Origin of the sequence: Rhodococcus sp. JVH1 (assembly GCF_000280725.2) — a bacterium.
GTDB classification, from domain to species: Bacteria; Actinomycetota; Actinomycetes; order Mycobacteriales; family Mycobacteriaceae; genus Rhodococcus_F; species Rhodococcus_F jostii_A.
The window spans coordinates 7,422,320-7,447,286 of sequence record NZ_CP166289.1 but is presented as its reverse complement, the minus strand read 5'-3'; the positions used below and the strand labels follow the sequence as shown (position 1 = coordinate 7,447,286).

Annotated in this window: 23 protein-coding genes; 18 read left to right on the top strand and 5 right to left on the bottom strand. The window is 66.8% G+C overall.

The features are described 5' to 3' along the window. The first annotated feature begins 635 nt into the window (after positions 1-635). From JVH1_RS35020 to JVH1_RS34955, 14 genes are all read left to right on the top strand, one after another. Entirely contained in the window at positions 636-2,066 is a 1,431-nt protein-coding gene (locus JVH1_RS35020) for an aldehyde dehydrogenase family protein (protein ID WP_009473180.1), read from the top strand. 23 nt (positions 2,067-2,089) lie between these two features. After that, complete coding sequence (iolD, locus tag JVH1_RS35015; protein WP_371113066.1) at positions 2,090-4,066, top strand: 3D-(3,5/4)-trihydroxycyclohexane-1,2-dione acylhydrolase (decyclizing); 1,977 nt, start codon at positions 2,090-2,092, stop codon at positions 4,064-4,066. Further along, complete coding sequence (locus tag JVH1_RS35010; RefSeq protein ID WP_009473182.1) at positions 4,063-4,848, top strand: HpcH/HpaI aldolase/citrate lyase family protein; 786 nt, start codon at positions 4,063-4,065, stop codon at positions 4,846-4,848. Before iolD ends, JVH1_RS35010 begins: the two co-directional genes overlap by 4 nt. Positions 4,849-4,903: 55 nt before the next feature. Continuing rightward, positions 4,904-6,160: a Gfo/Idh/MocA family protein gene (locus JVH1_RS35005; RefSeq protein ID WP_009473183.1), complete on the top strand. Its 1,257-nt coding sequence runs from the start codon at positions 4,904-4,906 to the stop codon at positions 6,158-6,160. 36 nt (positions 6,161-6,196) lie between these two features. Further along, the gene (locus tag JVH1_RS35000) at positions 6,197-7,129 is read left to right on the top strand and encodes an NAD(P)-dependent oxidoreductase (RefSeq protein ID WP_009473184.1); all 933 of its coding nucleotides are present in this window, start codon (positions 6,197-6,199) and stop codon (positions 7,127-7,129) included. Beyond that, entirely contained in the window at positions 7,126-8,124 is a 999-nt protein-coding gene (locus JVH1_RS34995) for a Gfo/Idh/MocA family protein (RefSeq protein WP_009473185.1), read from the top strand. The genes JVH1_RS35000 and JVH1_RS34995 overlap by 4 nt, the downstream gene beginning before the upstream one ends. A 61-nt stretch (positions 8,125-8,185) precedes the next feature. Beyond that, a complete protein-coding gene (locus tag JVH1_RS34990) occupies positions 8,186-9,085 on the top strand; it encodes a sugar phosphate isomerase/epimerase (RefSeq protein WP_043777792.1) in 900 nt (299 codons plus the stop codon). A gap of 259 nt (positions 9,086-9,344) precedes the next feature. Beyond that, positions 9,345-10,124: an SDR family oxidoreductase gene (locus JVH1_RS34985; RefSeq protein ID WP_009473187.1), complete on the top strand. Its 780-nt coding sequence runs from the start codon at positions 9,345-9,347 to the stop codon at positions 10,122-10,124. After that, the gene (locus tag JVH1_RS34980) at positions 10,124-11,131 is read left to right on the top strand and encodes a Gfo/Idh/MocA family oxidoreductase (protein WP_009473188.1); all 1,008 of its coding nucleotides are present in this window, start codon (positions 10,124-10,126) and stop codon (positions 11,129-11,131) included. The genes JVH1_RS34985 and JVH1_RS34980 overlap by 1 nt, the downstream gene beginning before the upstream one ends. Continuing rightward, entirely contained in the window at positions 11,128-11,991 is an 864-nt protein-coding gene (locus tag JVH1_RS34975) for a sugar phosphate isomerase/epimerase (RefSeq protein WP_009473189.1), read from the top strand. The genes JVH1_RS34980 and JVH1_RS34975 overlap by 4 nt, the downstream gene beginning before the upstream one ends. Then, complete coding sequence (locus JVH1_RS34970; protein WP_009473190.1) at positions 11,988-12,968, top strand: Gfo/Idh/MocA family protein; 981 nt, start codon at positions 11,988-11,990, stop codon at positions 12,966-12,968. The genes JVH1_RS34975 and JVH1_RS34970 overlap by 4 nt, the downstream gene beginning before the upstream one ends. A 144-nt stretch (positions 12,969-13,112) precedes the next feature. After that, complete coding sequence (locus JVH1_RS34965) at positions 13,113-14,141, top strand: substrate-binding domain-containing protein (protein ID WP_009473191.1); 1,029 nt, start codon at positions 13,113-13,115, stop codon at positions 14,139-14,141. A gap of 61 nt (positions 14,142-14,202) precedes the next feature. After that, positions 14,203-15,261: an ABC transporter permease gene (locus JVH1_RS34960; RefSeq protein WP_011594394.1), complete on the top strand. Its 1,059-nt coding sequence runs from the start codon at positions 14,203-14,205 to the stop codon at positions 15,259-15,261. 5 nt (positions 15,262-15,266) lie between these two features. Next, positions 15,267-16,082 (top strand): ATP-binding cassette domain-containing protein, encoded by an 816-nt coding sequence (locus JVH1_RS34955; RefSeq protein ID WP_011594393.1) that lies wholly within the window; start codon positions 15,267-15,269, stop codon positions 16,080-16,082. Positions 16,083-16,170: 88 nt separating this feature from the next. On the opposite strand, the gene JVH1_RS34950 is transcribed toward JVH1_RS34955, so the two are convergent. Then, entirely contained in the window at positions 16,171-17,205 is a 1,035-nt protein-coding gene (locus JVH1_RS34950; RefSeq protein ID WP_009473192.1) for a LacI family DNA-binding transcriptional regulator, read from the bottom strand. A 165-nt stretch (positions 17,206-17,370) separates the two neighbouring features. Here JVH1_RS34950 and JVH1_RS34945 point away from each other — a divergent pair, with 165 nt between their 5' ends. Further along, on the top strand, positions 17,371-17,682 hold the full coding sequence (locus JVH1_RS34945) for a hypothetical protein (protein ID WP_009473193.1): 312 nt from the start codon (positions 17,371-17,373) through the stop codon (positions 17,680-17,682). A 149-nt stretch (positions 17,683-17,831) separates the two neighbouring features. Here JVH1_RS34945 and lexA read toward each other — a convergent pair whose 3' ends face one another. Together lexA and JVH1_RS34935 are read right to left on the bottom strand one after the other, a co-directional pair. After that, positions 17,832-18,494, bottom strand: coding sequence for a transcriptional repressor LexA (gene lexA, locus JVH1_RS34940; RefSeq protein WP_043777822.1), 663 nt, complete (start codon positions 18,492-18,494; stop codon positions 17,832-17,834). Between the two features lie 64 nt (positions 18,495-18,558). After that, positions 18,559-19,848: a glutamate dehydrogenase gene (locus JVH1_RS34935; protein ID WP_009473195.1), complete on the bottom strand. Its 1,290-nt coding sequence runs from the start codon at positions 19,846-19,848 to the stop codon at positions 18,559-18,561. 185 nt (positions 19,849-20,033) lie between these two features. On the opposite strand from JVH1_RS34935, the gene JVH1_RS34930 reads away from it, so the two are divergent. Next, complete coding sequence (locus JVH1_RS34930) at positions 20,034-20,957, top strand: LysR family transcriptional regulator (RefSeq protein ID WP_011593833.1); 924 nt, start codon at positions 20,034-20,036, stop codon at positions 20,955-20,957. A gap of 28 nt (positions 20,958-20,985) precedes the next feature. Here the strand turns inward: JVH1_RS34930 and JVH1_RS34925 are convergent, their stop codons facing one another. Further along, complete coding sequence (locus JVH1_RS34925) at positions 20,986-21,756, bottom strand: LLM class flavin-dependent oxidoreductase (RefSeq protein ID WP_009473197.1); 771 nt, start codon at positions 21,754-21,756, stop codon at positions 20,986-20,988. Here JVH1_RS34925 and JVH1_RS34920 point away from each other — a divergent pair. Further along, the gene (locus tag JVH1_RS34920; RefSeq protein ID WP_009473198.1) at positions 21,747-22,502 is read left to right on the top strand and encodes an NAD(P)/FAD-dependent oxidoreductase; all 756 of its coding nucleotides are present in this window, start codon (positions 21,747-21,749) and stop codon (positions 22,500-22,502) included. The two genes, JVH1_RS34925 and JVH1_RS34920, sit on opposite strands and share 10 nt — an antisense overlap. A gap of 60 nt (positions 22,503-22,562) precedes the next feature. Then, complete coding sequence (locus JVH1_RS34915; RefSeq protein ID WP_009473199.1) at positions 22,563-24,107, top strand: YdiU family protein; 1,545 nt, start codon at positions 22,563-22,565, stop codon at positions 24,105-24,107. A gap of 162 nt (positions 24,108-24,269) precedes the next feature. Here the strand turns inward: JVH1_RS34915 and JVH1_RS34910 are convergent, their stop codons facing one another. After that, positions 24,270-24,611: a YciI family protein gene (locus tag JVH1_RS34910; RefSeq protein ID WP_009473200.1), complete on the bottom strand. Its 342-nt coding sequence runs from the start codon at positions 24,609-24,611 to the stop codon at positions 24,270-24,272. Between the last annotated feature and the right edge of the window lie 356 nt (positions 24,612-24,967).

Sequence of the window (24,967 nt, the reverse complement as noted above, 5' to 3'; positions counted from 1 at the left end):
ATCCCACACCAGAATATTCGTCGACCACACGTCCCTCTCACCCGCCGTTGTGGAGAGGACCGGTAGTCGATGCCGACGACGTCGTTGGAAACGGGCTGTGGAACGCCCGGCACGTGCGCAATTCGCGGCACCGGTACGCACCGCAGTAGGAACATCCCGTCTGCGGGGTCCGAGTGTTTCGGCGCTACACCAGCGTTGCCCTCGTCGGGCCTCACTCCGCGTGAGCAACACTTCCCCGACGTTCACCCCGGCGATTCCAACCCCAGGATGAAGCTCCCTCGAAATGAGGGATATTTGATGGATTATTCGTCTTGATTGAGGCATGGATCACAGCAAGACTGGGCTGCATGAGAACAAGCGGCACTTCCCGAGCGCGCCCCGCTTCAGCCGTCCCGACCGGCGGGCGCCCATGGGCCCACCACGGTCGGTGGCAGCACCCGCGCTGACCGGTTGCCGGGCGTCACCGACGATCTTCTGCATCCCGCGTCAGATCCGGAACTGGCGCGGGCACACGACCTTTCGCTCCCGAACCGAATCGCCCGCTATCAGGTTCGGCAACAAACGTTTTCGCTTGCAATCACTGTCACTCTCGGCAAATGCGGGGTGACCACGAACTCGACGTATGGAGTCCTGACATGGATATGTTGCTCGCTGGTGAATGGCGGACCGCGGCAGACGGCCGCACGGAGACCGTCCGGTCACCGTTCGACGGCCGCGCGGTCGACACGGTGCCCGTCGCCACGGCCTCCGACGCCACCGCTGCCCTCGATCGCGCCGAGGTCGGTGCGCGGGTGTTGCGGTCGATGCCCGCGCACGAACGGGCCGCCATCCTGATGAGGGCCGCCGATCTGGCAGAACAGCGTGCCGAGGACATTGCGCAGACCATCAGCGCGGAGACCGGCAAACCGATCAGCGAAGCGCGCGGTGAGGCGAGCCGGTCGGGCAGCATCATCCGACTGGCAGCCTTCGAAGGCAGTCAGCTCTACGGCTCGTCGTTGCCGCTCGACGCCAACCCCGGAACCGGGCTCGAGAAGGTCGGCTTCACCCTGCGCCAGCCCTGCGGCATCGTCGTGGCGATCACCCCGTTCAACTATCCGGCGCTGCTGGTGTTGCACAAGATCGCTCCCGCACTGGCCGCGGGTAATGCGGTGGTACTCAAGCCGGCCCGCACCACTCCGCTGACCGCACTGAAGCTCGCCGAGTGCTTCGTCCACGCCGGCCTCGCGCCCGAGGCGCTGTCGGTGCTCACCGGGCCGGGCTCCGTGCTCGGTGACGTCCTGGTCACCGACCCCCGGGTGCGCAAGGTGTCCTTCACCGGCTCCACGCAGACCGGCACCAGGTTGGCCTCGATCGCGGGGATCAAGAAGCTGTCGTTGGAGTTGGGCGCGTCCTGCCCGGTGATCGTGCTCCCCGACGCCGACATCGAACTCGCCGCCTCGGCGGTCGCTGTCGGCGGCTACATCAATGCCGGTCAGGTGTGCATCAGCGTGCAACGCGTGATCGTCGACGAAAGTGTGGAGGCCGACTTCCTCGACGCCCTGGTCCCGAAGGTTGAAGACATCGTCATCGGGGATCCCGCGAACGCCGACACCAAGCTCGGCTCGTTGATCTCGGAAACCGAAGCGACACGAGTGCATTCGGCCATCACCGAGGCCGTCCTGGCCGGTGCGAAGGTCCTTACCGGTGGTGACCGGGACGGCGCCGTCGTCTCCCCCACCGTCGTTGCCGGTGTCGACCCGGGCTCCTCGTTCAGCCGCGACGAATTGTTCGGCCCCGCGGTCGCCGTCTCTTCCGCCCCCGACATCGAATCTGCGATCGCCCGCGCCAACGACAATGACTACGGTCTGGGCGCCGGACTGTTCACCTCCGACGTCAGCGCGACGACTCGGGCGATGCGCCAGATCGACGCCGGCAACATCCACATCAACTGGACTCCACTCTGGCGCGCCGACCTGATGCCGTACGGCGGTCTCAAGGGCAGCGGCATCGGCAAGGAAGGTGTCCGGTCCGCGGTCGAGGAAATGACCGAGGAAAAGACCATCATCCTGCACGGCCGCCCCTGGTAACCGTCTCCCGCTCACACACATTCGTGGCACTCACAGAAAACGACGACATGACACCACTGAGCACACACAAGACAGTCCGGCTGACCACGGCCCAGGCGGTCGTGAAATACCTCGCCGCGCAATACTCGGTCGCCAACGGCGACCGGCGCCGCCTGATCCCCGCTGCACTGGGCATCTTCGGTCACGGCAACGTCGCCGGCCTCGGACAGGCCCTCGACGAACTGTCCGATGACCTGCCGTTCGTCCAGGGTCGGCATGAGCAGTACCTCGCGCACATCGCCACGGCCTATGCCAAGGCCAGTCGCCGCCGCGCCACCCTCGCGGTGACCGCGTCCATCGGTCCGGGTGCGCTGAACCTGGTCACTGCCGCCGGGTTGGCGACGATCAACCGGCTTCCGTTGCTGCTGCTGCCCGGTGACACCTACGCCACCCGCCATCAGGGACCGGTGCTCCAGCAACTCGAACACGCCAGCGAGGCCGACCTCACCGTCAACGACACCTTCCGCCCGGTCGCGCGGTTCTTCGACCGCATCACCCGCCCGGAACAGTTGCTGACCGCACTCCCCCAGGCCATGCGGGTGCTGACCAGCCCCACCGATACCGGCGCTGTCGTACTCTCGCTGCCGCAGGACGTCCAGTCCCACGCCTTCGACTTCCCGGTCGAGTTCTTCGAACCCCGCGACTGGAAGATCCGGCGCCCGCTGCCCGACCCCGCGGAGGTCGACGCGGTCGCCGCCCAGATCCGCGAGGCGGCGCGTCCGGTGATCATTGCCGGTGGCGGCGTGCACTACTCCGACGCCACCGCGGCACTCGAGCGGCTCGCCGAGCAGGCCGGTATCCCGGTCGTCGAATCGTTCGGCGGCAAGGGCGCGGTCAGCCGCGACGAGTGGTGGCAGCTCGGCGGTGTCGGACTCGAGGGCAACTTCGCCTCCAACATCCTGGTCAAACAGGCCGATCTCGTGCTCAGCGTCGGGACCCGGCTGACCGACTTCGTCACCGGATCGCAGTCGATCTTCGAGAACGAGAACGTCCGGTTCGCCTCCCTCAACGTCGTCGACGGCGACACCCGCAAGCAGGGGGCCACCGGAATCCTCGCCGACGCCCGCCTCGGACTCGAGGCCCTGACCACCGCGCTCGCCGGGCACACCACCAGCACGGCCTGGCAGGACACCGCGCGGACGGCGAAGGCGGACTGGGCCCCGATCCGGGCGGCCGCTCTCGACCCCGACACCGCGTTCGTCCCGGCCGAGCACCCGCACGCCCCGGTCACCGGCGCCATGCTCACCCAGCCGCAGCTGATCGGGCTGCTGCAGGAACACGCCCGCGGCGGCGACACGATCATTGCCGCGGCCGGTGGCCCGCCCGGCGACCTGCAGAAGGTTTGGGACGCGACCGGGAATCGGCACTGCCACCTCGAATTCGGGTTCTCCTGCATGGGGTACGAGATCCCGGCCGCGATGGGTGTGCGCCTCGCCGAGGGCAACCAGGGACAGCGAATCGTCACCTTCATCGGCGACGGCACGTTTCTGATGGCACCCACCGAGCTGGTCACCGCCGCCCAGGAGGGCCTGGACGTGACCGTCGTGGTGTCCGAGAACCACGGCTACCAGGTCATCCACCGGTTGCAGATGAACCGCAACGGCCGCGAATTCGGCAACGAGTTCCGCTACCGCACCGACGGTGACACCATCGCCGAGACCGGCGAGAAGGCACGCCTCGAGGGCGACTACCTGAAGGTCGACCTGCGGCAGATTGCCGAAGGACTGGGCGCGCGGGCCATCCGCGCCACCACCGCCGACGAGGTGCGCACCGCCCTCGACGAGACCCGGACCGCGCCCGGTCCGGTCGTAATCGTGGTGCCGACGGTGCCGCACGTGGACCTGCCCGGTGGGGACGTGTGGTGGGATGTCGCACCCGCAGAGGTGTCCGATCAGGAATGGGTTCAGACCCTGCGCGCAGACTACGACAACGCCGTGGGACGGCAGAGGTGGTTCGGATGAGCAACACTCCACTCGACAAGGGCACGCTCCGTCAGCGATTGGCCAACGGCGAGACCACCGTCGGCACCTTCGTCGGCATGGCGTCCTCGACCGCAGCCGAGGTGTGCGCCGCCGCCGGCGCCGACTGGATCCTCATCGACCTCGAACACGGGTCCGGATCCGAGGACGTATTGCGCGACGGCATCCTCGCCGCCGGCAGCTACGGCGTTCCGACCGTCGTGCGGATCGAATCCGGTGAACGGATCCGGATCGGCCGGGCCCTCGACCAGGGCGCGGCCGGGATCATGGTCCCGCGGCTGGACAAGCCCGACCAGGTCGCCGACGCGATCACGCATCTGGTGTACCCGCCGCACGGGGACCGCGGGGTAGCCACCTACAACCGCTCCTGCCGGTGGGGCATGGACCGCTCCGCGCTGCTGACGGACGAGCAGTCCGCGCTGGGCGTCATCCAGATCGAAACGCTCGCCGCCCTCGACTCGGTCGACGAGATCGCCGCACAGGACGGGGTCGACGTGCTCTTCGTCGGACCGTTGGACCTGTCCTTCGCCCTCGGGGTGCCGCTACAGTTCGACGGCCCGGTGTTCACCGCCGCGCTCGGCCGGGTCCTCGAGGCCGCCTACCAGCACGGGAAGGCGGCCGGCATCCTCGCCGCCAACGCTGCCCTGGCCGCCGGCTACGTCGAACTGGGATTCCGCTTCGTGGCCATCGGCTCCGACTCGACCATGCTCGCCGCCGCCCTCACCGAGGCCATTGCCACCGCCCGGCCCGAGCAGACCGCCTAGCCCACTCGGGCAGAACCACCTAGCCCGCTGGGGCAGAACCGAAAGAGGTAACACCGTGAGCACGAACGCACGCACCGTGGGCGTCGGCCTGATCAGCGTCGGCTGGATGGGACAGCTGCATTCGCGCGCCTACCGCGACGTCCCGATCGTCTACCCTGAGCTCGGGATCACCCCGAAGCTGGTGATCGCCGCCGACACCGCACCCAGCCGCGTCGATTTCGCTCAGAACGTCCTGGGTTTCGCCGAGGGCACCACCGACTACCGTGACGTCCTCGCGCACCCCGACGTCGAGGTCGTGTCCATCTGTGCACCGAACTTCCTGCACGCCGAAATCGGTATCGCCGCGGCGAAGGCTGGCAAGCACTTCTGGATCGAAAAGCCGGTCGGGCGTAGCTATTCCGAGACCGCCGCGATCGAGGACGCCGCCACCGAGGCCGGGGTGATCACCTCGATCGGCTACAACTACCGGCACGCCCCGGCAGTCGAGCACGCCCGGACGCTGATCGCCGACGGCAAGCTCGGTCGCATCACCAACGTGCGTGCCTCCTTCTTCTCCGGCTACGCGAACGAGCCCAATGGTGCCCTGTCGTGGCGGTTCGACCGTGAACTCGCCGGCTCCGGCGTGCTGGCGGACCTGTTCAGCCACGCCAGCGACCTGTGCCAGTACGTGGTCGGCCCGATCGCGGAAATCAACGCGCTCACCAGCACCGTCTACACCGAACGCCCGAAACTGGAAATGGGATCGGGAACCCACTTCGCGGTCATCGAGAACGGGGACATGCGGCCGGTCGAGAACGAGGACTACGCCGCCGCCCTCGTGCGATTCGGCTCGCAGTCCCCCGGTGCCGGCGCGGTAGGCACCATCGAGGCGTCCCGGGTGATCGTGGGCCCCGAGTGCGGATACCGGATCGAGGTCTACGGCACCGAAGGGTCCGTCAGGTGGGATTTCGAGCGGATGAACGAGCTGAAGGTGTGCCTGGGTCGCGCAAACGCCGAACAGGGTTACACCACCGTCAACGCCAGCCCTCAGCACGGCGACTACTCCCGCTTCCAGCCCGGACCCGGCAATGCCCTCGGCTTCGACGACCTCAAGACCATCGAGGCCAAGAAGTTCCTGCTCGCCGTCTCCGGTGGACCGCAGGAGAACTCGAACGTCCACGACGCCGTCTCCGGTGGACCGCAGGAGAACTCGAACGTCCACGACGCCGTCTCCGCCGCAGCGATCGTCACCGCCGCTGAGGTCTCCGCCTCGACCGGGCAGTGGCAGAAGCTCGACGACATCGCCGGCACCACCGCCTCCCGCACGGCCTGATCCCACCCGCACCTCTCGACACCTGCAAGGACTGCGATGACTACGACCACCTCGACTCAACTGTTCGTCGGCTTGGGCCCGCTCGATCGGGAGCTCGTCGACCCGTATCTGGCTGAGAATCAACAGCTGGTCCTCGACCCGACCGAGGAGCAGTTGGCCGTCGCCGAGGCGGCGATCGTGCGGGCGGCGTTCACCGTGGACGCCGCGTTGCTCGACCGTATGCCGACGCTGAAGGTCCTCGCCCGTACCGGTGTCGGAACCGACCTCGTCGACGTCGCCGAAGCACAGCGGCGCGGCATCCCGGTGGTGATCACTCCGGGCAGCAACACGGTGTCGGTCGCCGAAGGGGTGTTCGCGCACTTGCTGTCACTGGTCAAGAGACTTCCTACGCTGACCTGTCTGGTCCGGGGCGGGCGGTGGAACGACCGGGGTGCAGTCACGGTTGGTGACCTCGAAGGCGCCACCCTCGGCGTCGTCGGCTTCGGGCGGATCGGCCGCAAGGTCGCCCAGATCGCCGAGGCGTTCGACCTGCAGGTGCGGGCGTACGATCCGTTCGCCGACGTGCCCGAGCAGTATCGGTGCGCCGGTATCGACGAACTTCTCGAAGCAAGTGACTTCGTCACCCTGCACCTGCCGCTCACTGCCGAGAATCATCATCTGATCGACAAGTCCCGGCTGGCCGGGATGCGGGCGGGCAGCATCCTGGTCAACTGCAGTCGCGGCGCGCTGATCGACCTCGACGCCGCGCACGCGGCGATGCAGTCCGGGCACCTCGCCGGGCTCGGACTCGACGTATTCGATCCCGAACCGCCCGCGTATCACCCGGTGTTCGACCACGCCAATACCGTGTTGAGCCCGCACCTGATGGGTTTCACCGATCGGGCGATGGCGTTGACCATCCGCGCCGCGGTCGAGGGCGCGGTCGCGGTCCTCGACGGGCGGGCGCCGGCCGCGGTGGCAGCGTCGTGAGCATTCGGGTGGGGTTGATCGGCGTCGGGGTGATGGGCGCCGATCACGCCCGGACCCTCGCTCGGTCGGTGTCGGGTGCGCAGGTGACGGTGGTGACCGATGTCGACGCGGCCCGTGCGGACGCTGTCGCGAAGGAGGTGTCGGCGCGTACCGTCTCGACCGCGACTGAGTTGATTACCGCCCCGGACATCGACGCGGTGGTGATCGCGTCTCACGACTCCGCCCACGCCGAGCAGGTGGCGCTGTGCCTCGAACACCGCAAGCCGGTGCTGTGTGAGAAGCCGTTGGCCCCGACGCTCGCCGAATGCGTCGACCTGGTCGCCCGCGAAGAGGCTCTGGCACTGGCGAATCCGCTCGTGTCGGTGGGTTTCATGCGACGGTTCCACGCCCCGTACCAGGCGCTGGTGCAGGTGATTCGGTCCGGTTCCGTCGGGGCCCCACTGCTGGTGCGCAGCTCCCACCGCAATGTGACGTCGTACCCGGGTGGCGACTCGGCAAGCACCATCACCAATTCAGCGATCCATGAAATCGACATCACCCGTTGGCTTCTCGGGGCCGATATCGTCGAAGTCAGCTGGCATGCACCGAAGCCCACCTCGTTGGACACCTCACGTCACGACCCGCAGGTACTGATGCTGCGGACCGCCGACGGTGTGCTGACGGTGGTCGATGTGTTCGTCAATGCCCGATACGGCTACGACGTGCGCTGCGAGGTAGTCGGCGAAACCGGTGCCGTGAGTCTGGCACCGAGCCACGCCCTGACGGTCGACTCGTCGCTGCATTCGGCGGCGACGTACCCGGAGGACTGGCGGCCACTGTTCGCCGACGCCTACCGGCGCCAACTGCAGGCCTGGGTCGACGCCCTCGACGCACAGGCGGCGTCCCCGCTGGCGTCGGCACGCGACGGGTTGCGGGCCACCCAGGTGGCCGCCGCCCTGATCGACTCGATGAACAACGACGGTGCCACCACCAAGGTCGAATACCACCGGGAATGACGCACCCCCGCCGCATTCATCTGCGTTCTACGATCGAGAAGACCACTGAGGGGTACGAGGAATGATTAACTCACCACGTCCGGAACTACTGGCCGCATGCTGGACGTCAGCCGGTGACGTGATGCCGGCACGGGGTCCGGACCGTAGCCCGGTCCCGATCCGGGAACGAATCGAAGCCGTCGCACGAACCGGCTACACCGGATTCGGATTGACACACCCCGACCTCGTCGCCGCGCGCGAGACGACCGGCCTCGGCGAAGTCGCGAAACTACTCGCCGACAACGGCATCACCCACGTCCAACTCGAGTGGATCACGAACTGGTGGACCACCGGCGAAGCCCGCGCACTGTCGGACCAGGTCCGCCGGGACCTGTTCGAGGCCGCCCCCGTCCTCGGAACCGACAACATCAAGGTCGGCGCCGATGACGACGGTGTCGCCGTCTCCCGCGACCGGCTCTGCGAGCAGTTCGATGCTCTCGCGACCGACGGCGCCGCTGCGGGCGTGAAGATCGCGTTCGAGAACACGCCGTTCTCGCACCTTGTCAGAACCACTGAACAGGCTGCGCAGTTCGTCAAGGATGTCGACAACCCCAACGGTGGGCTCATCCTCGACATCTGGCATGCCTTCCGGGGCGGGACAGACTACGACCTTCTACCGGAGCTCATTCCGTCGCGCTTCGTGTTCGGAGTCGAACTCGACGACGGTCGCGCCGCCGTGCGCGGTACCGATCTGGAGGACACCTTCGACAATCGAGTTCCCTGCGGTGAGGGCGTATTCAACGTCCCGAAGTTCATCAATGCGGTACGCCGCATCGGTTTCGACGGCCCGTGGGGTATCGAGCACATGTCGGAGGAATTCCGGCAGCTGCCCGTCGCCGATGCTCTCACCCGGGCACGGGACGGGGCACTGCGGTGTTTCGAGATCGCCGACCAGCCGGCTGCGAAACGGGACAACATCTGATCTACAGCTCTCCGTTCATCATCGGGCCTGTCGTTACGGGCATGGCCGACCACCTCCAGCGAAGCCGCCTCGAGGTGAAAATGATGGAAACTTCGTATTGATTGAGGCGTACGTCACAGCAAGACTGAACAGAGCACACGGACAGCCCCCGCCGACGCACACACACCGCTTCCGGATTATCCAGCACCACGCGGACCGGCCGTGTGCATCAGCGACCTACCGGCACCGATGCCGGGAGTCACAGAACGAAAGGAATGTAGTGGCCACCTTGTTGAACGGGAAAGTCGTTCTGATCAGCGGAGGGACGCAAGGTGTCGGCGCCGGCGTCGTCCGCGCCGCCGCCCGGGAGGGCGCCACGGTGGTCTTCACCGGCCGCCGAGCCGAAGCCGGCAAAACCCTTGCCGCCGAACTCGAAGCGACGGGGGCGCAGGTTCGCTTCATCCAGGCCGACCTCGCCGATCCCACTGAGGCGAAGGACTCGGTGACTCGGACGATCGAGGAGTTCGGCCGGATCGACGCTCTGTGCAACGCAGCAGGTCTGACCACCCGCGGCACCCTCCTGGATACGACACCCGAGCTGTTCGACCAGCACATGGCGGTCAACCTGCGTGCGCCCTTCTTCACCATGCAAGCCGCCGTGGCGGACATGGTCGAACGTAAGGCACCGGGGACGATCGTCAACATCATCTCCATCGCCGAACACGGCGGACAGTCCTACCTGGCGCCGTACGTGGCGGCGAAGGCCGGGCTCGCGGGGCTGACCCGCAACGCGGCCTACGCGCACCGCTTCGACCGGATCCGGATCAACGGCCTCGACATCGGGTGGACCGAGACCGAAGGCGAGACCGCGATCCAGCAACGCTTCCACGGCGCCGACGACAACTGGGCGACCGAAGCCGCGGCGAAGGTGCCGATGGGCAAGCTCGGGCAGGTCGACGAGATCGCCGACATGGTGGTCTTCCTGCTGTCCGAGCGCAGCGGCGTCGTCACCGGCTCGGTGATCGACTGGGACCAGACCGTCATTGGAGGACAGGACTGATGGGATCGACAATCGGCGTGATCGGCCTCGGACGGATCGGCGCATTCCACACCGACACCCTCGCGCAGCTGCCGGGGGTCGACGGACTGGTGGTCACCGACGAACGACCCGACGTTACCGCAGCGGTCGCCACCAAATTCGGCGCACGCGCGGCCGACGATGCCGCTGCCGTTTTCGCCTCGGGAGTGGACGGAGTAGTGATCGCGGCTGCCACCCCAGCGCACGCCCCCTTGATCCTCGCTGCCGTCGACGCCGGGATTCCGGTCTTCTGTGAGAAACCTGTCGCGTTCACCGCCGACGAGAGCTACGAGGTCGTCGAGCGCCTGAAGTCGTCGACGGTGCCGGTGCAGATCGGCTACAACCGCCGTTTCGATCCCGCATTCGCCGCAGCACGCAACGCTGTCATCGGCGGGGAACTCGGCTGGCTGCACACTGTGCGCTCGACCACCCTCGACCCGGCGCCGCCGCCGGCGGAGTACGTGGCCGCATCCGGCGGGATCTTCCGCGACTGCAGCGTCCACGACTTCGATATCGTCCGCTGGGTCGTCGGCCAGGAAGTCGTCGAGGTCTATGCCGCAGGCACCAACCAGGCTGGCTCGATCTTCGCCGACTGCGGCGATGTCGACACCGCCACCACCACACTGACGTTCGAGAGCGGAACCCTCGGTGTGGTGTCGAACACCCGCTACAACGCCCGCGGCTACGACTGCCGTCTCGAGGTCCACGGCTCCCAGGACAGCGTCGTCGCCGGCTGGGACGCAAGCGCGCCCGTCCGCAACCTCGAACCGGACGTCGCGTTTCCCGACGGCCCACCGCACCAGTTCTTCATGGACCGCTTCACCTCCGCCTACCGCGCCGAACTCGGTGCGTTCCTCGAGGTGATCGCCGGCACCGCGCCCTCGCCGTGCACCGCCGCCGACGCCCTCGAGGTGGCCTGGATCGCCGAGGCGGCCACGCTTTCCCTCTCCGAGCACCGCCCCGTACAGATGAGTGAGGTTCGACGATGATTCGTATTGCAGGAGCGCCTATTTCGTGGGGTGTCTGTGAAGTCCCGGGCTGGGGTCACCAGCTCGGCCCCGAGCGGGTGCTGTCGGAGATGCGCGATGCCGGTCTGGAAGCCGCCGAGATCGGCCCCGACGGATTCCTGCCCGCCGACCCGCAGGAACTGGCGGCCACCCTGGCCTCGTACGACCTGAAGGCGGTCGGCGGCTTCACCCCGGTACTGCTGCACGACCCCGGCCACGACCCGGTCCCCGACATCACCGGCACCCTGGCCGCGTTCACGGCCGCCGGCGCCGAGGTTCTGGTGCTGGCCGCGATAACCGGCACCGACGGCTACGATTCGCGACCCGACCTCGACGACGCCGGCTGGAAGACCCTGCTGTCGAACCTGGACCGGCTGCACGACGTCGCCGCCGAGCAGGGCATCCGCGCCGTCCTGCACCCGCACGTGGGCACCATGATCGAAAAGAAGACCGAGGTCCAGCGGGTCCTCGACGGCTCCTCGATTCCGCTGTGCCTGGACACCGGGCATCTGCTCATCGGCGGCACCGATCCGCTCGAACTGGCACGCGCCGCCGCGGACCGGATCACCCACACGCATCTGAAGGACGTCGACGCCGAATTCGCCGCCCGCGTGCAGGCCGGCGAGCTGAGCTACAAGCAGGCCGTCGCCCAGGGTATGTACACCCCCCTCGGCACCGGTGACGTCGATGTCGCAGGCGTGGTCCGACACCTCGTGGAGTCCGGTTTCGACGGTTGGTTCACCCTCGAGCAGGACACCATTCTCGCCGGGGAGCCGGACGGCGAGGGACCGGTTGCGGACGTCAAGACCAGCGCCGCATTCCTGCGGAGTCTGCAGCTGTGACCGAGCTACGGATCGGCGTCCTCGGGGCCTCGCGCATAGCGGAGCTGGCGATCGTGGAGCCGGCACGGGCCCTCGGGCACCGGCTGGTCGCGGTCGCCGCCCGCGACCGTGGCCGTGCCGCGACGTTCGCGCAGACGCACGGGGTAGAACGGGTCGTCGACTCGTACGCCGAGCTGATCGCCGACCCCGAGGTCGACGTCGTCTACAACCCCCTGGCCAACGCCTTCCACGCCGAATGGAATCTGAAGGCGATCGAGGCCGGTAAGGCTGTCCTGACCGAGAAACCGTTCGCGCGCAACGCCGCCGAAGCCGACACGGTGCGGCGGGCGGCGCGTGAACGGGGTGCGCCGATCATGGAGGGGTTCCACTACCTGTTCCATCCGATCATCGGGCGGATGTTCGATCTGCTTGGTGACGGCACGCTCGGCGAGCTGCAGCGGGTCGAGGTCATCATGCGAATGCCCGAACCCAAACCGGACGACCCGCGCTGGAGCCTCGAACTCGCCGGCGGGGCAGTCATGGACCTCGGCTGCTACGGCCTGCACGTGCACCGACAGCTGAGCAGGTTCGCCGACGGCGCCCCGTCCGTGGTGGCGGCCCGCGCGGTCGAACGCACTACGGGAGTCGACGAATCCATGGACATCGACCTCGTATTCCGCAACGGTGCAACGGGTTCGAGCATCAACTCGATGAACTGGGATCGGTTCGAGATGACGCTGCGGCTCGTCGGTGACCGAGGTCAGGCACTCGCCCACGACTACATGCTCCAATACGGCGACGACCGGATCACCGTCAGCACCGACGCCGGAACGACGACACTGCACGTCGGCACCCGCTCGACGTACACGTACCAGCTCGAGGTATTCGCCGACCACCTGCTCTGCGGGACGCCCTTCCCGATCGATACCGACGATGCCGTGACGAACATGCGGTTCGTCGACGCCGCATACATCGCCGCGGGTCTTCCCCCGCGGTAATCGAAGCCTCCCGCCAGGCCGGGAGGACCGACTTCCGACGCCGGCCTGGCGCGCACGTCTACTCCCCTCGTTGCTTCCCCCTCCACTCCTCCCAGCTGCCACCCCACAGCTGGATAGTCGCGGCATCCCGAAAGGCCAATCACGATGTACACGAACAAGCGTCGGCTCACACCGGCCGAACGAACCACATCTCGCCGGGTGACCACCCTGGCGGTCGGTGTCGCTGCAACGGTACTGCTCGCCGGATGCTCGGGCACCGGCGGCAAGGCGGAATCGGCGGGTTCCGGCATGGGCGCCGGTTCCGCGGACACGCCTCACGCCACCATCGCCATGATCACACACGAGGTTCCGGGCGACACTTTCTGGGACCTGATCCGCAAGGGCGCCGAAACCGCGGCGGCGAAGGACAACATCGAACTGCGCTACTCCTCGGACCCCGAGGCACCGAATCAGGCCAACCTGGTCCAGAGCGCCCTCGACAGCCAGGTCGACGGCATCGCCCTCACCCTCGCCAAGCCCGACGCCATGGCTCCGGCCGTGCGGGCCGCTGTCGACGCAGGCACCCCGATCGTCGCCTTCAACTCGGGTTTCGACCAGTACCAGGCCCAGGGCGTGTCCCAGTACTTCGGTCAGGACGAGAAGCTCGCCGGCATCTCGGCCGGGCAGCGTCTCACCGCTGACGGTGCCAAGAAGGCGCTGTGTGTCATTCAGGAGCAAGGCCAGGTCGCGCTCGAAGCACGCTGCGCCGGCGTGGTCGAAGGGTTCGACGGGCAAACCGAGATCCTCAACGTCAACAGCAAGGACCTGCCTTCGGTCGAGGCGACGATCACCGCAAAACTTCAGCAGGACCCGTCGATCGATCACGTCGTCGCGCTGGGAGCACCGATCGCCCTGACGGCCATCCAGTCCGTCGCCAATGCTGCCAGCCCCGCGAAGATCGTCACCTTCGACACCAATGCAGCCCTCGTCGACGCGATCAAGGCCGGAGACATCCAGTGGGCAGTCGACCAGCAGCCGTTCCTACAGGGCTACCTTGCCGTGGACTCGCTGTGGCTGTACCTGAACAACCGCAACACCATCGGTGGCGGTACACCGACCCTGACCGGTCCCGCCTTCATCGACCAGTCCAACATCGACTCGATCGCCGAGTACGCGAAGAGCGGAACCCGCTGAGCGCGGTGCCCGGCGCACCACTGCGTGTGCCGGGCACCCGTCCGGCCCCGGAAGGAACGTCATGTCCACACAGCAAGATCTGGACCTTGCCAGTCACAAGGTCGTCCACGACGAGCGGGTGAAGGAGCAGAAACGCCTGCAGCGTCTGCTGGTCCGTCCCGAGATCGGTTCCCTGTTCGGTGCGATCGCCATCTTCATCTTCTTCATGGTCGTTGCACCCCCGTTCCGCAGCCCCGAAGCCCTCGCCACGGTGCTCTACGCCTCCTCCACGATCGGGATCATGGCGTGCGCGGTCGCGCTGCTGATGATCGGCGGGGAATTCGACCTCTCCGCCGGCGTCGCCGTCACCACCAGCTCCCTCGCGGCGTCGATGATCGCCTACAACCTGCACCTGAACCTGTGGGCCGGCGCCGCCCTCGCCCTCGTCGTCTCGCTGGCGGTCGGGTTCTTCAACGGGTACCTGGTGATGAAGACGAAGATCCCCAGCTTCCTGATCACGCTGAGCTCGTTTCTGATGCTCACCGGCATCAACCTGGCGGTCACCAAACTGATCACCGGGCAGGTCGCCACCCCCAGCGTGTCCGACATGGCCGGGTTCGACTCGGCGAAGAAGGTGTTCGCGTCCTCCTTCGAGGTCGGCGGGGTGTCGGTGCGGATCACCGTGCTCTGGTGGCTGCTGTTCACCGCGATCGCCACCTGGGTGCTGTTCAAGACCCGGATCGGGAACTGGATCTTCGCCGTCGGCGGCAACCAGGACTCCGCCCGCGCCATCGGCGTCCCGGTCACCAAGGTCAAGATCGGGTTGTTCATGACCGTCGGGTTCGCCGCCTGGTTCGTCGGGATGCACCTGCTGTTCTCGTTCAACACCGTCCAGTCCGGGCAGGGCATCGGCAACGAGTTCCTCTACATCATCGCCGCGGTCATCGGCGGCTGCCTGCTCACCGGCGGGTACGGCACCGCGATCGGTGCCGCGATCGGCGCGTTCATCTTCGGCATGACGAACCAGGGCATCGTCTACGCCGGCTGGAACCCGGACTGGTTCAAGTTCTTCCTCGGCGCGATGCTGCTGTTCGCGGTCATCGCCAACAATGCCTTCCGCAACTACGCCGCCAAGAGGTGACCGGTATGAGTACCATCGAACAACTTCCCGTCGATACCGAACCCGGTGGTGGCGACAAGATCCCGCTGATCGAACTCAAACACGTCGGCAAGCAGTACGGCAACATCATCGCCCTGCAGGACATCAACCTGCGGGTGCGGGCCGGGGAGGTCACCGGTGTCCTCGGCGACAACGGGGCCGGCAAGTCCACCCTGATCAAGATCATCGCCGGCCTGCACCAGCAGAGTGAGGGGGAGTTGCTCGTCGACGGCGAGGCCCTCACCTTCGGCTCGCCGAAGGAGGCCCTGTCCAAGGGCATCGCCACCGTCTACCAGGACCTGGCGGTGGTGTCGCTGATGCCGGTGTGGCGGAACTTCTTCCTCGGCCAGGAACTGCGGAAGGGACCGTTCAAGTCCCTCGACGCGAACGGGATGCGCGCCACCACGATGTCCGAGTTGTCGAAGATGGGCATCGAGCTGCCCGACGTCGACGCCCCCATCGGCTCGCTGTCCGGCGGTCAACGCCAGTGTGTGGCGATCGCCCGGGCGATCTTCTTCGGCGCCCGCGTCCTGATCCTCGACGAGCCCACCGCCGCCCTCGGCGTCAAGCAGTCCGGGATGGTGCTGCGCTACATCTCCGCCGCCAAGGAGCAGGGCTTCGGGGTCGTGTTCATCACCCACAACCCGCACCACGCCTACATGGTCGGCGACCACTTCGTCCTCCTCAACCGCGGCCGGCAGAAACTGGACTGCACCTTCGACGAGATCAGCCTCGAAGAACTCACCCAGCAGATGGCCGGCGGCGACGAACTCGAAGCACTCACCCACGAACTGCGGCGCTGAATTCCCCGTCCCCACGCGTCGCTCGACACCGCACCGCCTCGGAACCATCGGGGCGGTGCATTCGTGCGCCGATCTTCCGGAACCACCGTCAGGGCATGTTGTAGGGGGTGATGATCCGAATCGGTGACATCAGCGTGGTCACGCCCGACAGCCCGCCACGCCCCTGAATCAGTATCCGGCAGGCCAGGTTTGCGTCCGACCGAAGGTCGTGATCGAGAACGGCCGAGATCTTCTTGTCACGCAGCAACTGCTTGTTGTCCCGATCGAGGTCGTGGGCGATGAAAACGCGGCAACTGCGGCCGAGCTTCTCGAAGGCACGCACTGTCGCCGTGTTGCCGCCGCCGATCGAATAGACCGCCTCGATGTCTGGGTTGCGTTCGAGGGCCGCGAGGACGAGATGTTCGACCGTCGTATCGAGGCCCTCGCTCTCGGAGATGTCGATCAACGTGCGCTGAGATCCGATTCCCCCCACGTTGCCCGACCGGCGCAGCGCGCCGCGAAATCCCATCTCACGCTCCTCTTCACCGCGAAACGCGTTGCTGCTCAGCGTGACCAGCACACTCGCCGGTGAGTCGTACAGCCATTGTTCGAGCAGGTACGCGGCTGTTTCACCGGCGGCCCGATTCTCGATACCGACATAGCCGACCCGACTGCTGTTCGGCACGTCGGTGGCATAGGTGACGACAGGGATCCCCGCCTCGGTGAGCCGGTCGATGGCATCGGACACCTCGGTGGTGTCGGGAGCCTTGACGATGACACCTTGCGAGGGGCGTTTGACGAGTTTGTCCAGCACCTCGACCATGGCCGGTACCGAGCCGGTCTCCCGGAAATGGAACCGGGTCCGGACCACGGCAGGAGCGAGGAACGGCAATTCCGCCTCCACCGCCTCGCGGAACGCTCCGGAAAAACGCGGCGGAGCCTGCATCACGATATCGAAGAGGTATTTCCGCCCTGCCAAGCGCAGCTGGGAACGCTGGTTGTCCAGGTCGATGATCGCTTGCGCGACTTCCGCACGCGTTCCTTCCCGCACCCCTGGGCGGTTGTGAAGCACGCGGTCGACCGTCGCCTCGCTGAGCCCCGCCTGCTGGGCGATCTCCCGCACCTTGTAACGACTGTGCGCCACAACTTCTCCCTCGAGGTGAAAATGATGGGCAATGCCTGTTGATTGAGGCATGTATCACAGCAAGACTAACAGGGGAAAGCGAAATATGCTCCTGACAAACAACTCCCACAACATTCTTCGGGGAGCCGTTGCGCTTCACGTCGGCCCCCATTCGATCGGAGACCCATGTCAGAGAAAATTGGTGACGCCCTCATCGAGTACGCGCTGCGTTGGGCACCCTTCGGTGGCCCGCACGACGACGACCTCCTCGTCGAATTCGGCATGACCTCGCGCACCTACTACAACAGACTCGCACGCGCGCTGCGGGTACGACCTTCTGTCGAGGTCGGCGAGGACATCCACAGCGCACTCCTGGATCTGTGCTATCGGCGAGACCCACCTCTCACGGGCCCGACCCCGACCCCGACCACATCACCGCGTCCTCTCCTCGCCAACATCGACAACGACATCGTGGAGCTCGACGAAGTTGCGTTCTGATCAGGGTCGACGGCACCGCATCGTTCCGTACACCCGACCGAGGAACCCTGTGACAGAACACATGCCGGTAACCAGTGGGTCCCGGTTGAGTCGCCGTCATTTCCTCGGAGGGTTGCAGCCGCAGGCGCGGCCGCCAGAATGGTCGATCCTCAGATCCGCCGCATCACCGATACCACCTTGCCCAGGACCACTGCGTCGTCGCCGTCGATCACGGCATACGCGGGATTACGGGGCTCGAGGAAGACGTGACCATCGCGGCGCCGGAGCACCTTCACCGTGGCCTCGCCGTCAATCATCGCGGCGACGATCTCGCCGGAATGCGCTTCGTCCTGGCGGCGCACCACAACGACATCGCCATCGCAGATTGCGGCGTCGATCATCGACTCGCCGCGCACCCGCAGCCCGAACACGGTGCCGGAGCCGACAAGTTCGCGAGGGAGCGTCAGCATCTCATCGACGTGCTCCTCCGCGAGGATCGGTGCGCCGGCGGCGATATCGCCGACCACCGGTACCGTCACATTGTTTTCGGACGAGCGACCTTGCTTCCCCTCGGGGAGGAACGGGCGCACGTCCAATTGCCGAGCCATGGCCGTGCCTCTTCGGAGAAAGCCCTTTTCCTCGAGGCTCTTCAGATGCTTGGACACCGACGACGCGGAGCGCAGGCCCACCGCGTCCCCGATCTGTCGGGTGCTCGGCGTGCATCCGTGTGCAGCCACGCAGTCCCGGATCGCTGCCAGAATCCGCTGCTGGCGGGATGGCAGGGTGGAGGCATCGAGGCCACCGAACATGTCGAGATCGTCGTAATCGGTCACCGAAGAATCGTAGGGGGTGACGACAGCGCCCTCGAGCACGGCGTGGGCGCTGATGGCTCACCGTTCACGGGATGGTGAGCGCCGGCACTGCCAGAGGATCGGCCGGAGCCGGGGCGCTGCGGTTGGCCGTGACGAGGTCCCACGCGGTCTGCCGTGGCGCCACGCCGTCCAGTTTCCATTGCCCGAGCAGCAACGCGACCTTGGCCAGCATCTCGGTACGCAACCGCAGGAACGAGTCCTCCGGGTCGGTGCCAACCTGACTCAGTAGGACCCACCAGGCCCAGGCGACTGCTCCGGCATTGGCGACGAAGTCTGGGACCACCGGAATGCCGCGGCCGGTGAGCACCGCCTCGGCCCGCGGGGTCGTCGCGGCATTCGCAGCTTCGATCAGGACTTTCGCTGCGACCTGGTGGACGTTATCCGAAGTGATCGCATACGAGATCGCGGCCGGGACGAGGATGTCTGCCGCGGTGGCGATCACAGCCGTGCTCGGCAACCGCTGAACATGCGAGGGGACGTGGGAGCGGTCGATCTCGCCGTAGCAGTCCCGCAGGTCGAGCAGCGCGGGAACGTCCAGGCCGTCGGGACAGTACAGCGTGCCGAAGGCGTCGGCGACAGCAATCACGCGCATACCGGCCTCGTACAGATACCAGGCCGCGCCGCCCCCCATGGTGCCGATGCCCTGGATTGCCACCGTCGTGTCTGCCGGAGTCCAGCCATATGCGTTCACCGTACCGATGCAGGCCTGCGCGACTCCGTAACCGCCGATCACATCGCCCAGCAGAAAACCGCTGGGCACGGGGGCGTTCAATGCTGCCCGTACCCGGCGTAGAGTCCTCTGCGGATCTTCGGCACGGCTGATCGCCGCATGGTAGGACTGCTGAAGGCCGAGTCGCGCGAAGACGTCGTCGAGCAGATGCTGCGGCACCCCCAGATCCTCCGCGGTCACCCAGTGCGCGGCCAGCCACGGGCGCATCGCCTGACAGAACCGCTCCAGAACACCGATGGCGCGGGGGTCCTTCGGGTCGAAGTCGATGCCGCCCTTCGCGCCGCCGACCGGCAGGTCGAAAACCGCGGTCTTGGCGGCCATGCCTCTGGCCAGATCCTCCACCTCCGACATCGTGCAGCCTGCGCGCATTCGGGTGCCCCCGGTTGCCAGGTCGGACACCAACGTGTGCACGACGAGGTAACCACGAGCTTCGGTGACCGGATCAGACCACGTCACACGTAAGAGGGGCTCACCGCCACGCACGGTCGCCGCATCGACCCGAGGTTGCGTCGCAGCGTTCTCACGGTAGTCAGACTCTCGGTGCTCGGGGGTGCGCCCGAACCCGCATTCCGTTGTCGTGGTCACCTCGAGTTACCCCAATCGCCGTCAGAAATCTTCGCCTCCACGACCACTCAGCCGATGACGCCAGAGTGCGCGCGCTGGTGACCAGGCGTCCAGTTAAGAATCTTGAAGGATTGAGTTCACGCTTTCTACACAGCGGAGCGCGTGGTCCGGTTGGACGGTTCGGAATGGATGCATAGGCTGGCGGCATGGAGCTGTCATTGCGCCGGTTGCGGATGCTTCGGGAGTTGCATCGCCGAGGCACCGTGACCGCCGCGGCGCTGGCCTTGCACTACACCACATCCGCGGTATCCCAACAGCTCACCCAGCTCGAACGCGACGTCGGCGCAAAGCTATTCGAGCGGCGCGGTCGGCGGGTACAGCTCACCGAGATCGGCCTGCTCCTCGCCGAGCACGCTGAGGACATCATTCGATCGGTGGAGCGCGCGACGACCGCTCTCGAACAAACGCAGGACGGGGTCACCGCCCGATTGACCGTCGGCGTGTGGGCGTCCGTCGCGTCGAGCCTGGTGCCGAGTGCGCTGACGTTGCTCGCCGCCGAACATCCCGGCATCGAGGTGCGAACGAGGGAGCTTGCGCCGGAGGACACCGCAGTCGCGGTACGGGACGGGTCGCTGGACTTCTCGTTCGTGATCGACTATTCCGACTATCCGATGCAGTGGGACCCGGAGTTGACCAGGGTGGTGATCGCAGTGGAGCGACTGCACGCAGCGCTGCCTCCGGGAACGGTTTCCGCCAAAACGATGGCGCTGGCGGATCTCGCCGAGCATCCCTGGATCCTTGCGGGGCCCACGTCGCATTTCGGCCGCGCGGTGCGCTTGGCCTGTCAGCGTTGCGGATTCGAACCCAGGATCAACCATGAGGTCGGCGAGCAGGCTACGGCACTCGCGATGGTTGCCGCGGGCCTGGGAGTCACCCTTGTCTCCGATCTCGGACTGACGCTGCGCCCGCCGGGAATGGACGTCGTCGCGCTCACCGAACCACTCATGCGGACCATTTCCATCGCCCATCGGGGGACGGAAGCGCACCGACCGCCGCTGCAACTGGTGATCGACGCAGTGCGTGCCGCGGCGGCCGCACGGGGGCTCGCGGCGCGCTCGCCGTACCCGTAAGCGCGTTCACCCCCCGCAGGACGGAACGTCAGGGGTGTGGGCTCATGGTTTCGAGCATGTAGTCGAGTTCGGCGATGGTGCGGTCGGGTGGGAGTGTGAGGATCGGCAGCTCGGCGCCTGCGGTGTACCAGTGCTGGAGTTGGTCGCGAGCGGTGTCCGGTGCGCCCCAGACGGTGAGCTCGTCGAGCAGAACACGGGCTTCGGGCGGCACGTCGGTGGTGTCGTGGGTCGGGTTGCCGGCGAGCACGCCTTCGACCTGGTCGCGGTGTCCCCGTTCGCTCAGCGAGCGGCGGTAGAGCGAGCCCATGCTGGTGAGGTAGAACGCGACCCACCAGGACGCGATCTCGCGGGCGGTTGCGTGATCGGCCGCGACGGCGGTGGGGACGGCCGGGCACACCGAGGAGCGTGTGGCCCGACCGGATCGAGCCCCCGTCTGCTGGAGCAGGTCGATTCCGCGGGGCAACCACGACCGAGGGACCAGGAAGGGCGTCCAGCCGTCGGCCACTTCGCCGGCGAGTTGGATGGATTTGTTGCCGAGTCCGGCGAGGTAGATCGGCAGGCCGGTGCGCGCGGCGACACCCAGCCGCAGGGGCCGGTGGTCGTGGGTTGCCGTCGGGCGGACCCGGTCGCCGTCGAGCAGTCGACGGACCTGTGCGGTGACCGCGCGCAGCATGGCCACCGGTGCGGTGAACGACTGGTCGTGCAGTCCTTCGACGATCGAAGGGCAGACAGCCGCATACTGCACGCGGCGGACCGTTCTCGACACGGTGCTGGTCGAGGCGGCCGTCGTTGCGGGCACCGCTGGTCGTCGGGGCGGATGGCCTGCACTCGACCGTCGCGCGGCGAGTCGCTGTTCGCGTCTACAACCACCATCCACAGCTGACGTGCGTGTACTACTCCGATTGGAGTGGCCTCGGCGATGTGCGCGCGTCGTTCCACGCCAGAACCGGCCAGCTGATCCTGGTCTGGCCCACCAACGACGGGCTCACCTGCATCTACGTCGGTTGGCCCCGCCGGGAATTTCCGCGCGTCCGCACTGACCTCGACCGAAGCTTTCACACCACCCTCGACCTGGTGCCAGGACTGCGTGACACGGTCGCCTCCGGCCACCGTGAACAACGTTTCGTCGGTACCGCCGACTTACCCAACCAGTACCGAACATCGGTCGGACCGGGCTGGGCACTCCTCGGCGATGCCGGCCACCACAAGGACCCCTCCACGGGGATGGGCATCGCCGATGCGTTCCTCAGCGCCGACCTGCTCGCGGAGGCCATCCACAGCACGCACGCCGGCCGTCCCGTCGATGACGCCCTCGGCGACTACCAACGTCAGCGCGACCAGCTCACCGCCAACGGCTTCGAACTGGCGCTCAGCACGGCCCGCCTCGCGCCGCTCTCGAACGGACTCACGGCGTTCTACAGAGCGGCAGCGGCCCAACCGGAGGTAGTCGAGCGAATCTTCGGCGTCCTCGGCGGGTCGGTGCCCATCCGAGACGTCTACTCCGCGCCGAACATCGCGTCGGTTCTCGCACAAGCCAACTCTTGAACACACGTTCCTTTGCGCGTGCGCACCAGGCCGGCCTCGCGGTGGCACCGGTGCCATCGGGTGCGCGGCGGTCCGTGCGGTGGTTACCCTCGCAGGATGACTGCAATTCCGGATTCCACGGTGGGCACGAACACAGCGGTGGCCGGCCTCGAGAGCACCTTTGCCGACGAGCTGGGCGCCCTGACGGTGCCGTGGCAGGGTGCCCACGCCCCGGACCCCAAGTTGCTCGTGCTCAACGAGCAGCTTGCGGCGTCGCTGGGGTTGGATGCCCAGACGCTGCGAAGCGAGGACGGGGTCGGCGTCCTGTCCGGATCGACGGCGCCGGCCGGGGCCAAGCCGGTGGCGATGGCATATGCGGGCCATCAGTTCGGCGGATACGCACCGCTCCTCGGGGATGGCCGGGCGTTGCTGCTCGGCGAGCTGACCAGCAGTGATGGGCAGCGGGTGGATCTGCACCTCAAGGGCTCGGGGCCCACGCCGTTCTCCCGGGGCGGCGACGGGTTCGCGGTAATCGGCCCGATGCTGCGCGAATACCTGGTCAGCGAGGCCATGTACGCCCTCGGCATCCCCACCACGCGCGCACTGTCGGTGGTCGCGACGGGCCAGAACGTTCATCGATACGGCGCCGAGCCCGGTGCCGTGCTCGCCCGGGTCGCGGCCAGTCACCTGCGGGTGGGCACCTTTGAATACGCGGTGCGGCAGGGTGAGGTGTTGCAGCCGCTCGCCGACTACGCGATCGCCCGCCACTACCCGGAGCTGACCGAACCGCCGCCGGGGCGTGACGGTAATCGCTACCTCTCGTTCATCGAGGCGGTGGTGGAGGCGCAGGCGTCACTGGTGGCGAAATGGATGCTCACCGGTTTCGTACACGGGGTGATGAACACCGACAACACGACCATTTCGGGCGAGACCATCGACTACGGTCCGTGCGCCTTCCTCGACGCGTTCGACCCGGCCGCAGTGTTCAGTTCGATCGACCACGGCGGCCGGTATGCGTTCGGCAACCAGCCCGTTGTCCTGAAGTGGAACTTGGCGCGCCTCGCGGAAACGCTACTGACGCTGTTCGATTCCACGCCGGATGACGCGATTACCGCGGTGTCGGCAGTCCTCGCGACCTTCGACGAGCGTTACGACGGCCACTACGCGGCCGGGATGGCGGCAAAGCTCGGTTTGGCCGGCGAACTCGTCGACCGAGCGCTGGTCGACGACCTGCTGACGCTGCTGGAGGAATACGGTGCCGACTGGACGGGCACCTTCCGTGCTCTCGCGGACGAACTACGCGGACATTCGACGCCTCTCGACGGCCTCGTTCCGCGCGAGCACATCGGGCCATGGCTGGAACGCTGGCGCGGCGACCTGACGAAACATAGGCGCGGGGCAGCGGAGACCGCGGACGCGATGGACTGCGTCAACCCGCTGTACATCCCGCGCAATCATCAGCTCGATGCTGCGTTGCGCGCCGCGACAGACGGGGAGCTCGCTCCGTTCGAGAAGCTATTGGAGGTCGTCACGCACCCGTTCGACCGCCGCGACGAGTGGTCCGACTACACCACACCCGCCCCACTGTCATTCAGCAAGTCCTTCCAAACCTTCTGCGGCACTTAACTTCCAGGACGGAGTTGCACGGCGACGTTCGTGTCGAGGAAACTTCTCGCCGACGATTCGTCGCCGGAACGACTTCGGTTGGTGTCGCCGCGACGGGATGCCGCCGTGCGCAGTTCGCGGCCGGCCGAAGCCGAATGCGATTGCCCGAGACGTCGAACCCCGTCAGCTGGCGGGATCGTAGTGGAACGCGCGCACCTCCTGCGCGCACCGGCAGGCAACCGCGATCTTCGCAGCCCATTCCAGTGCCGCCTCGCGGGAGGGCAACTCCAGTACCGCGTAGCCGCCTTCGAGCTGCTTCGTCTGCGGGTACGTGCCCTCGGTCACCGTGCCATCCCCATCGACCAGGACAGGCGGAACGCTCTCGTCGATTCCACCGCCGAACACCCAGACACCGGCGTCCTTCGCCTCCTCCACCACCGCGTGCGACGCATCCGACACTGCCTGCAGATCCTCGTCGGGAAGGACCATGGCACCACTAGGGAAAGAGATCAGGTACTTCGTCATCGCGTCGACTCCCTTCTTCTCACGTCAGATCGGAACCCATCCTCGCCGAGACGGGCGCGGCGCGCACAAGATTCGCCCGCCCACCCCAAACGGTCGGAACAGGCCGTCTCCACCACCGCGCTCACCGCGGGCATCAGGCACTTGATCAACACGCCCGAGTGCGCGTGGGGTAAGTAGTGTGACGGTCGTGTTGTGGCGAGCCCCTGCACAGCGCATTATTCTGCGGACTGCCGTCCAAGGGCTGGAGATGATGGTGGTCGAGAACGTCACGTTCTCCGAGAGTCCGTCCGGCGACGATCGGATCGGCTTTTCGGGCACACTCGAGAGCAAATTCTTGACGACATCGCTTCCGCAGC

Bases quoted from the DNA above. Each gene is read 5' to 3' on its own strand.
- JVH1_RS35000 (WP_009473184.1), top strand. From the start codon at position 6,197: ATGACTACGACCACCTCGACTCAACTGTTCGTCGGCTTGGGCCCGCTC.
- JVH1_RS34910 (WP_009473200.1), bottom strand. From the start codon at position 24,611: ATGACGAAGTACCTGATCTCTTTCCCTAGTGGTGCCATGGTCCTTCCC.
- JVH1_RS34990 (WP_043777792.1), top strand. From the start codon at position 8,186: ATGATTAACTCACCACGTCCGGAACTACTGGCCGCATGCTGGACGTCA.
- JVH1_RS34980 (WP_009473188.1), top strand. From the start codon at position 10,124: ATGGGATCGACAATCGGCGTGATCGGCCTCGGACGGATCGGCGCATTC.
- JVH1_RS34965 (WP_009473191.1), top strand. From the start codon at position 13,113: ATGTACACGAACAAGCGTCGGCTCACACCGGCCGAACGAACCACATCT.
- JVH1_RS35010 (WP_009473182.1), top strand. From the start codon at position 4,063: ATGAGCAACACTCCACTCGACAAGGGCACGCTCCGTCAGCGATTGGCC.
- JVH1_RS34975 (WP_009473189.1), top strand. From the start codon at position 11,128: ATGATTCGTATTGCAGGAGCGCCTATTTCGTGGGGTGTCTGTGAAGTC.
- JVH1_RS34960 (WP_011594394.1), top strand. From the start codon at position 14,203: ATGTCCACACAGCAAGATCTGGACCTTGCCAGTCACAAGGTCGTCCAC.
- JVH1_RS34930 (WP_011593833.1), top strand. From the start codon at position 20,034: ATGGAGCTGTCATTGCGCCGGTTGCGGATGCTTCGGGAGTTGCATCGC.
- JVH1_RS34955 (WP_011594393.1), top strand. From the start codon at position 15,267: ATGAGTACCATCGAACAACTTCCCGTCGATACCGAACCCGGTGGTGGC.
- JVH1_RS34945 (WP_009473193.1), top strand. From the start codon at position 17,371: ATGTCAGAGAAAATTGGTGACGCCCTCATCGAGTACGCGCTGCGTTGG.
- JVH1_RS35020 (WP_009473180.1), top strand. From the start codon at position 636: ATGGATATGTTGCTCGCTGGTGAATGGCGGACCGCGGCAGACGGCCGC.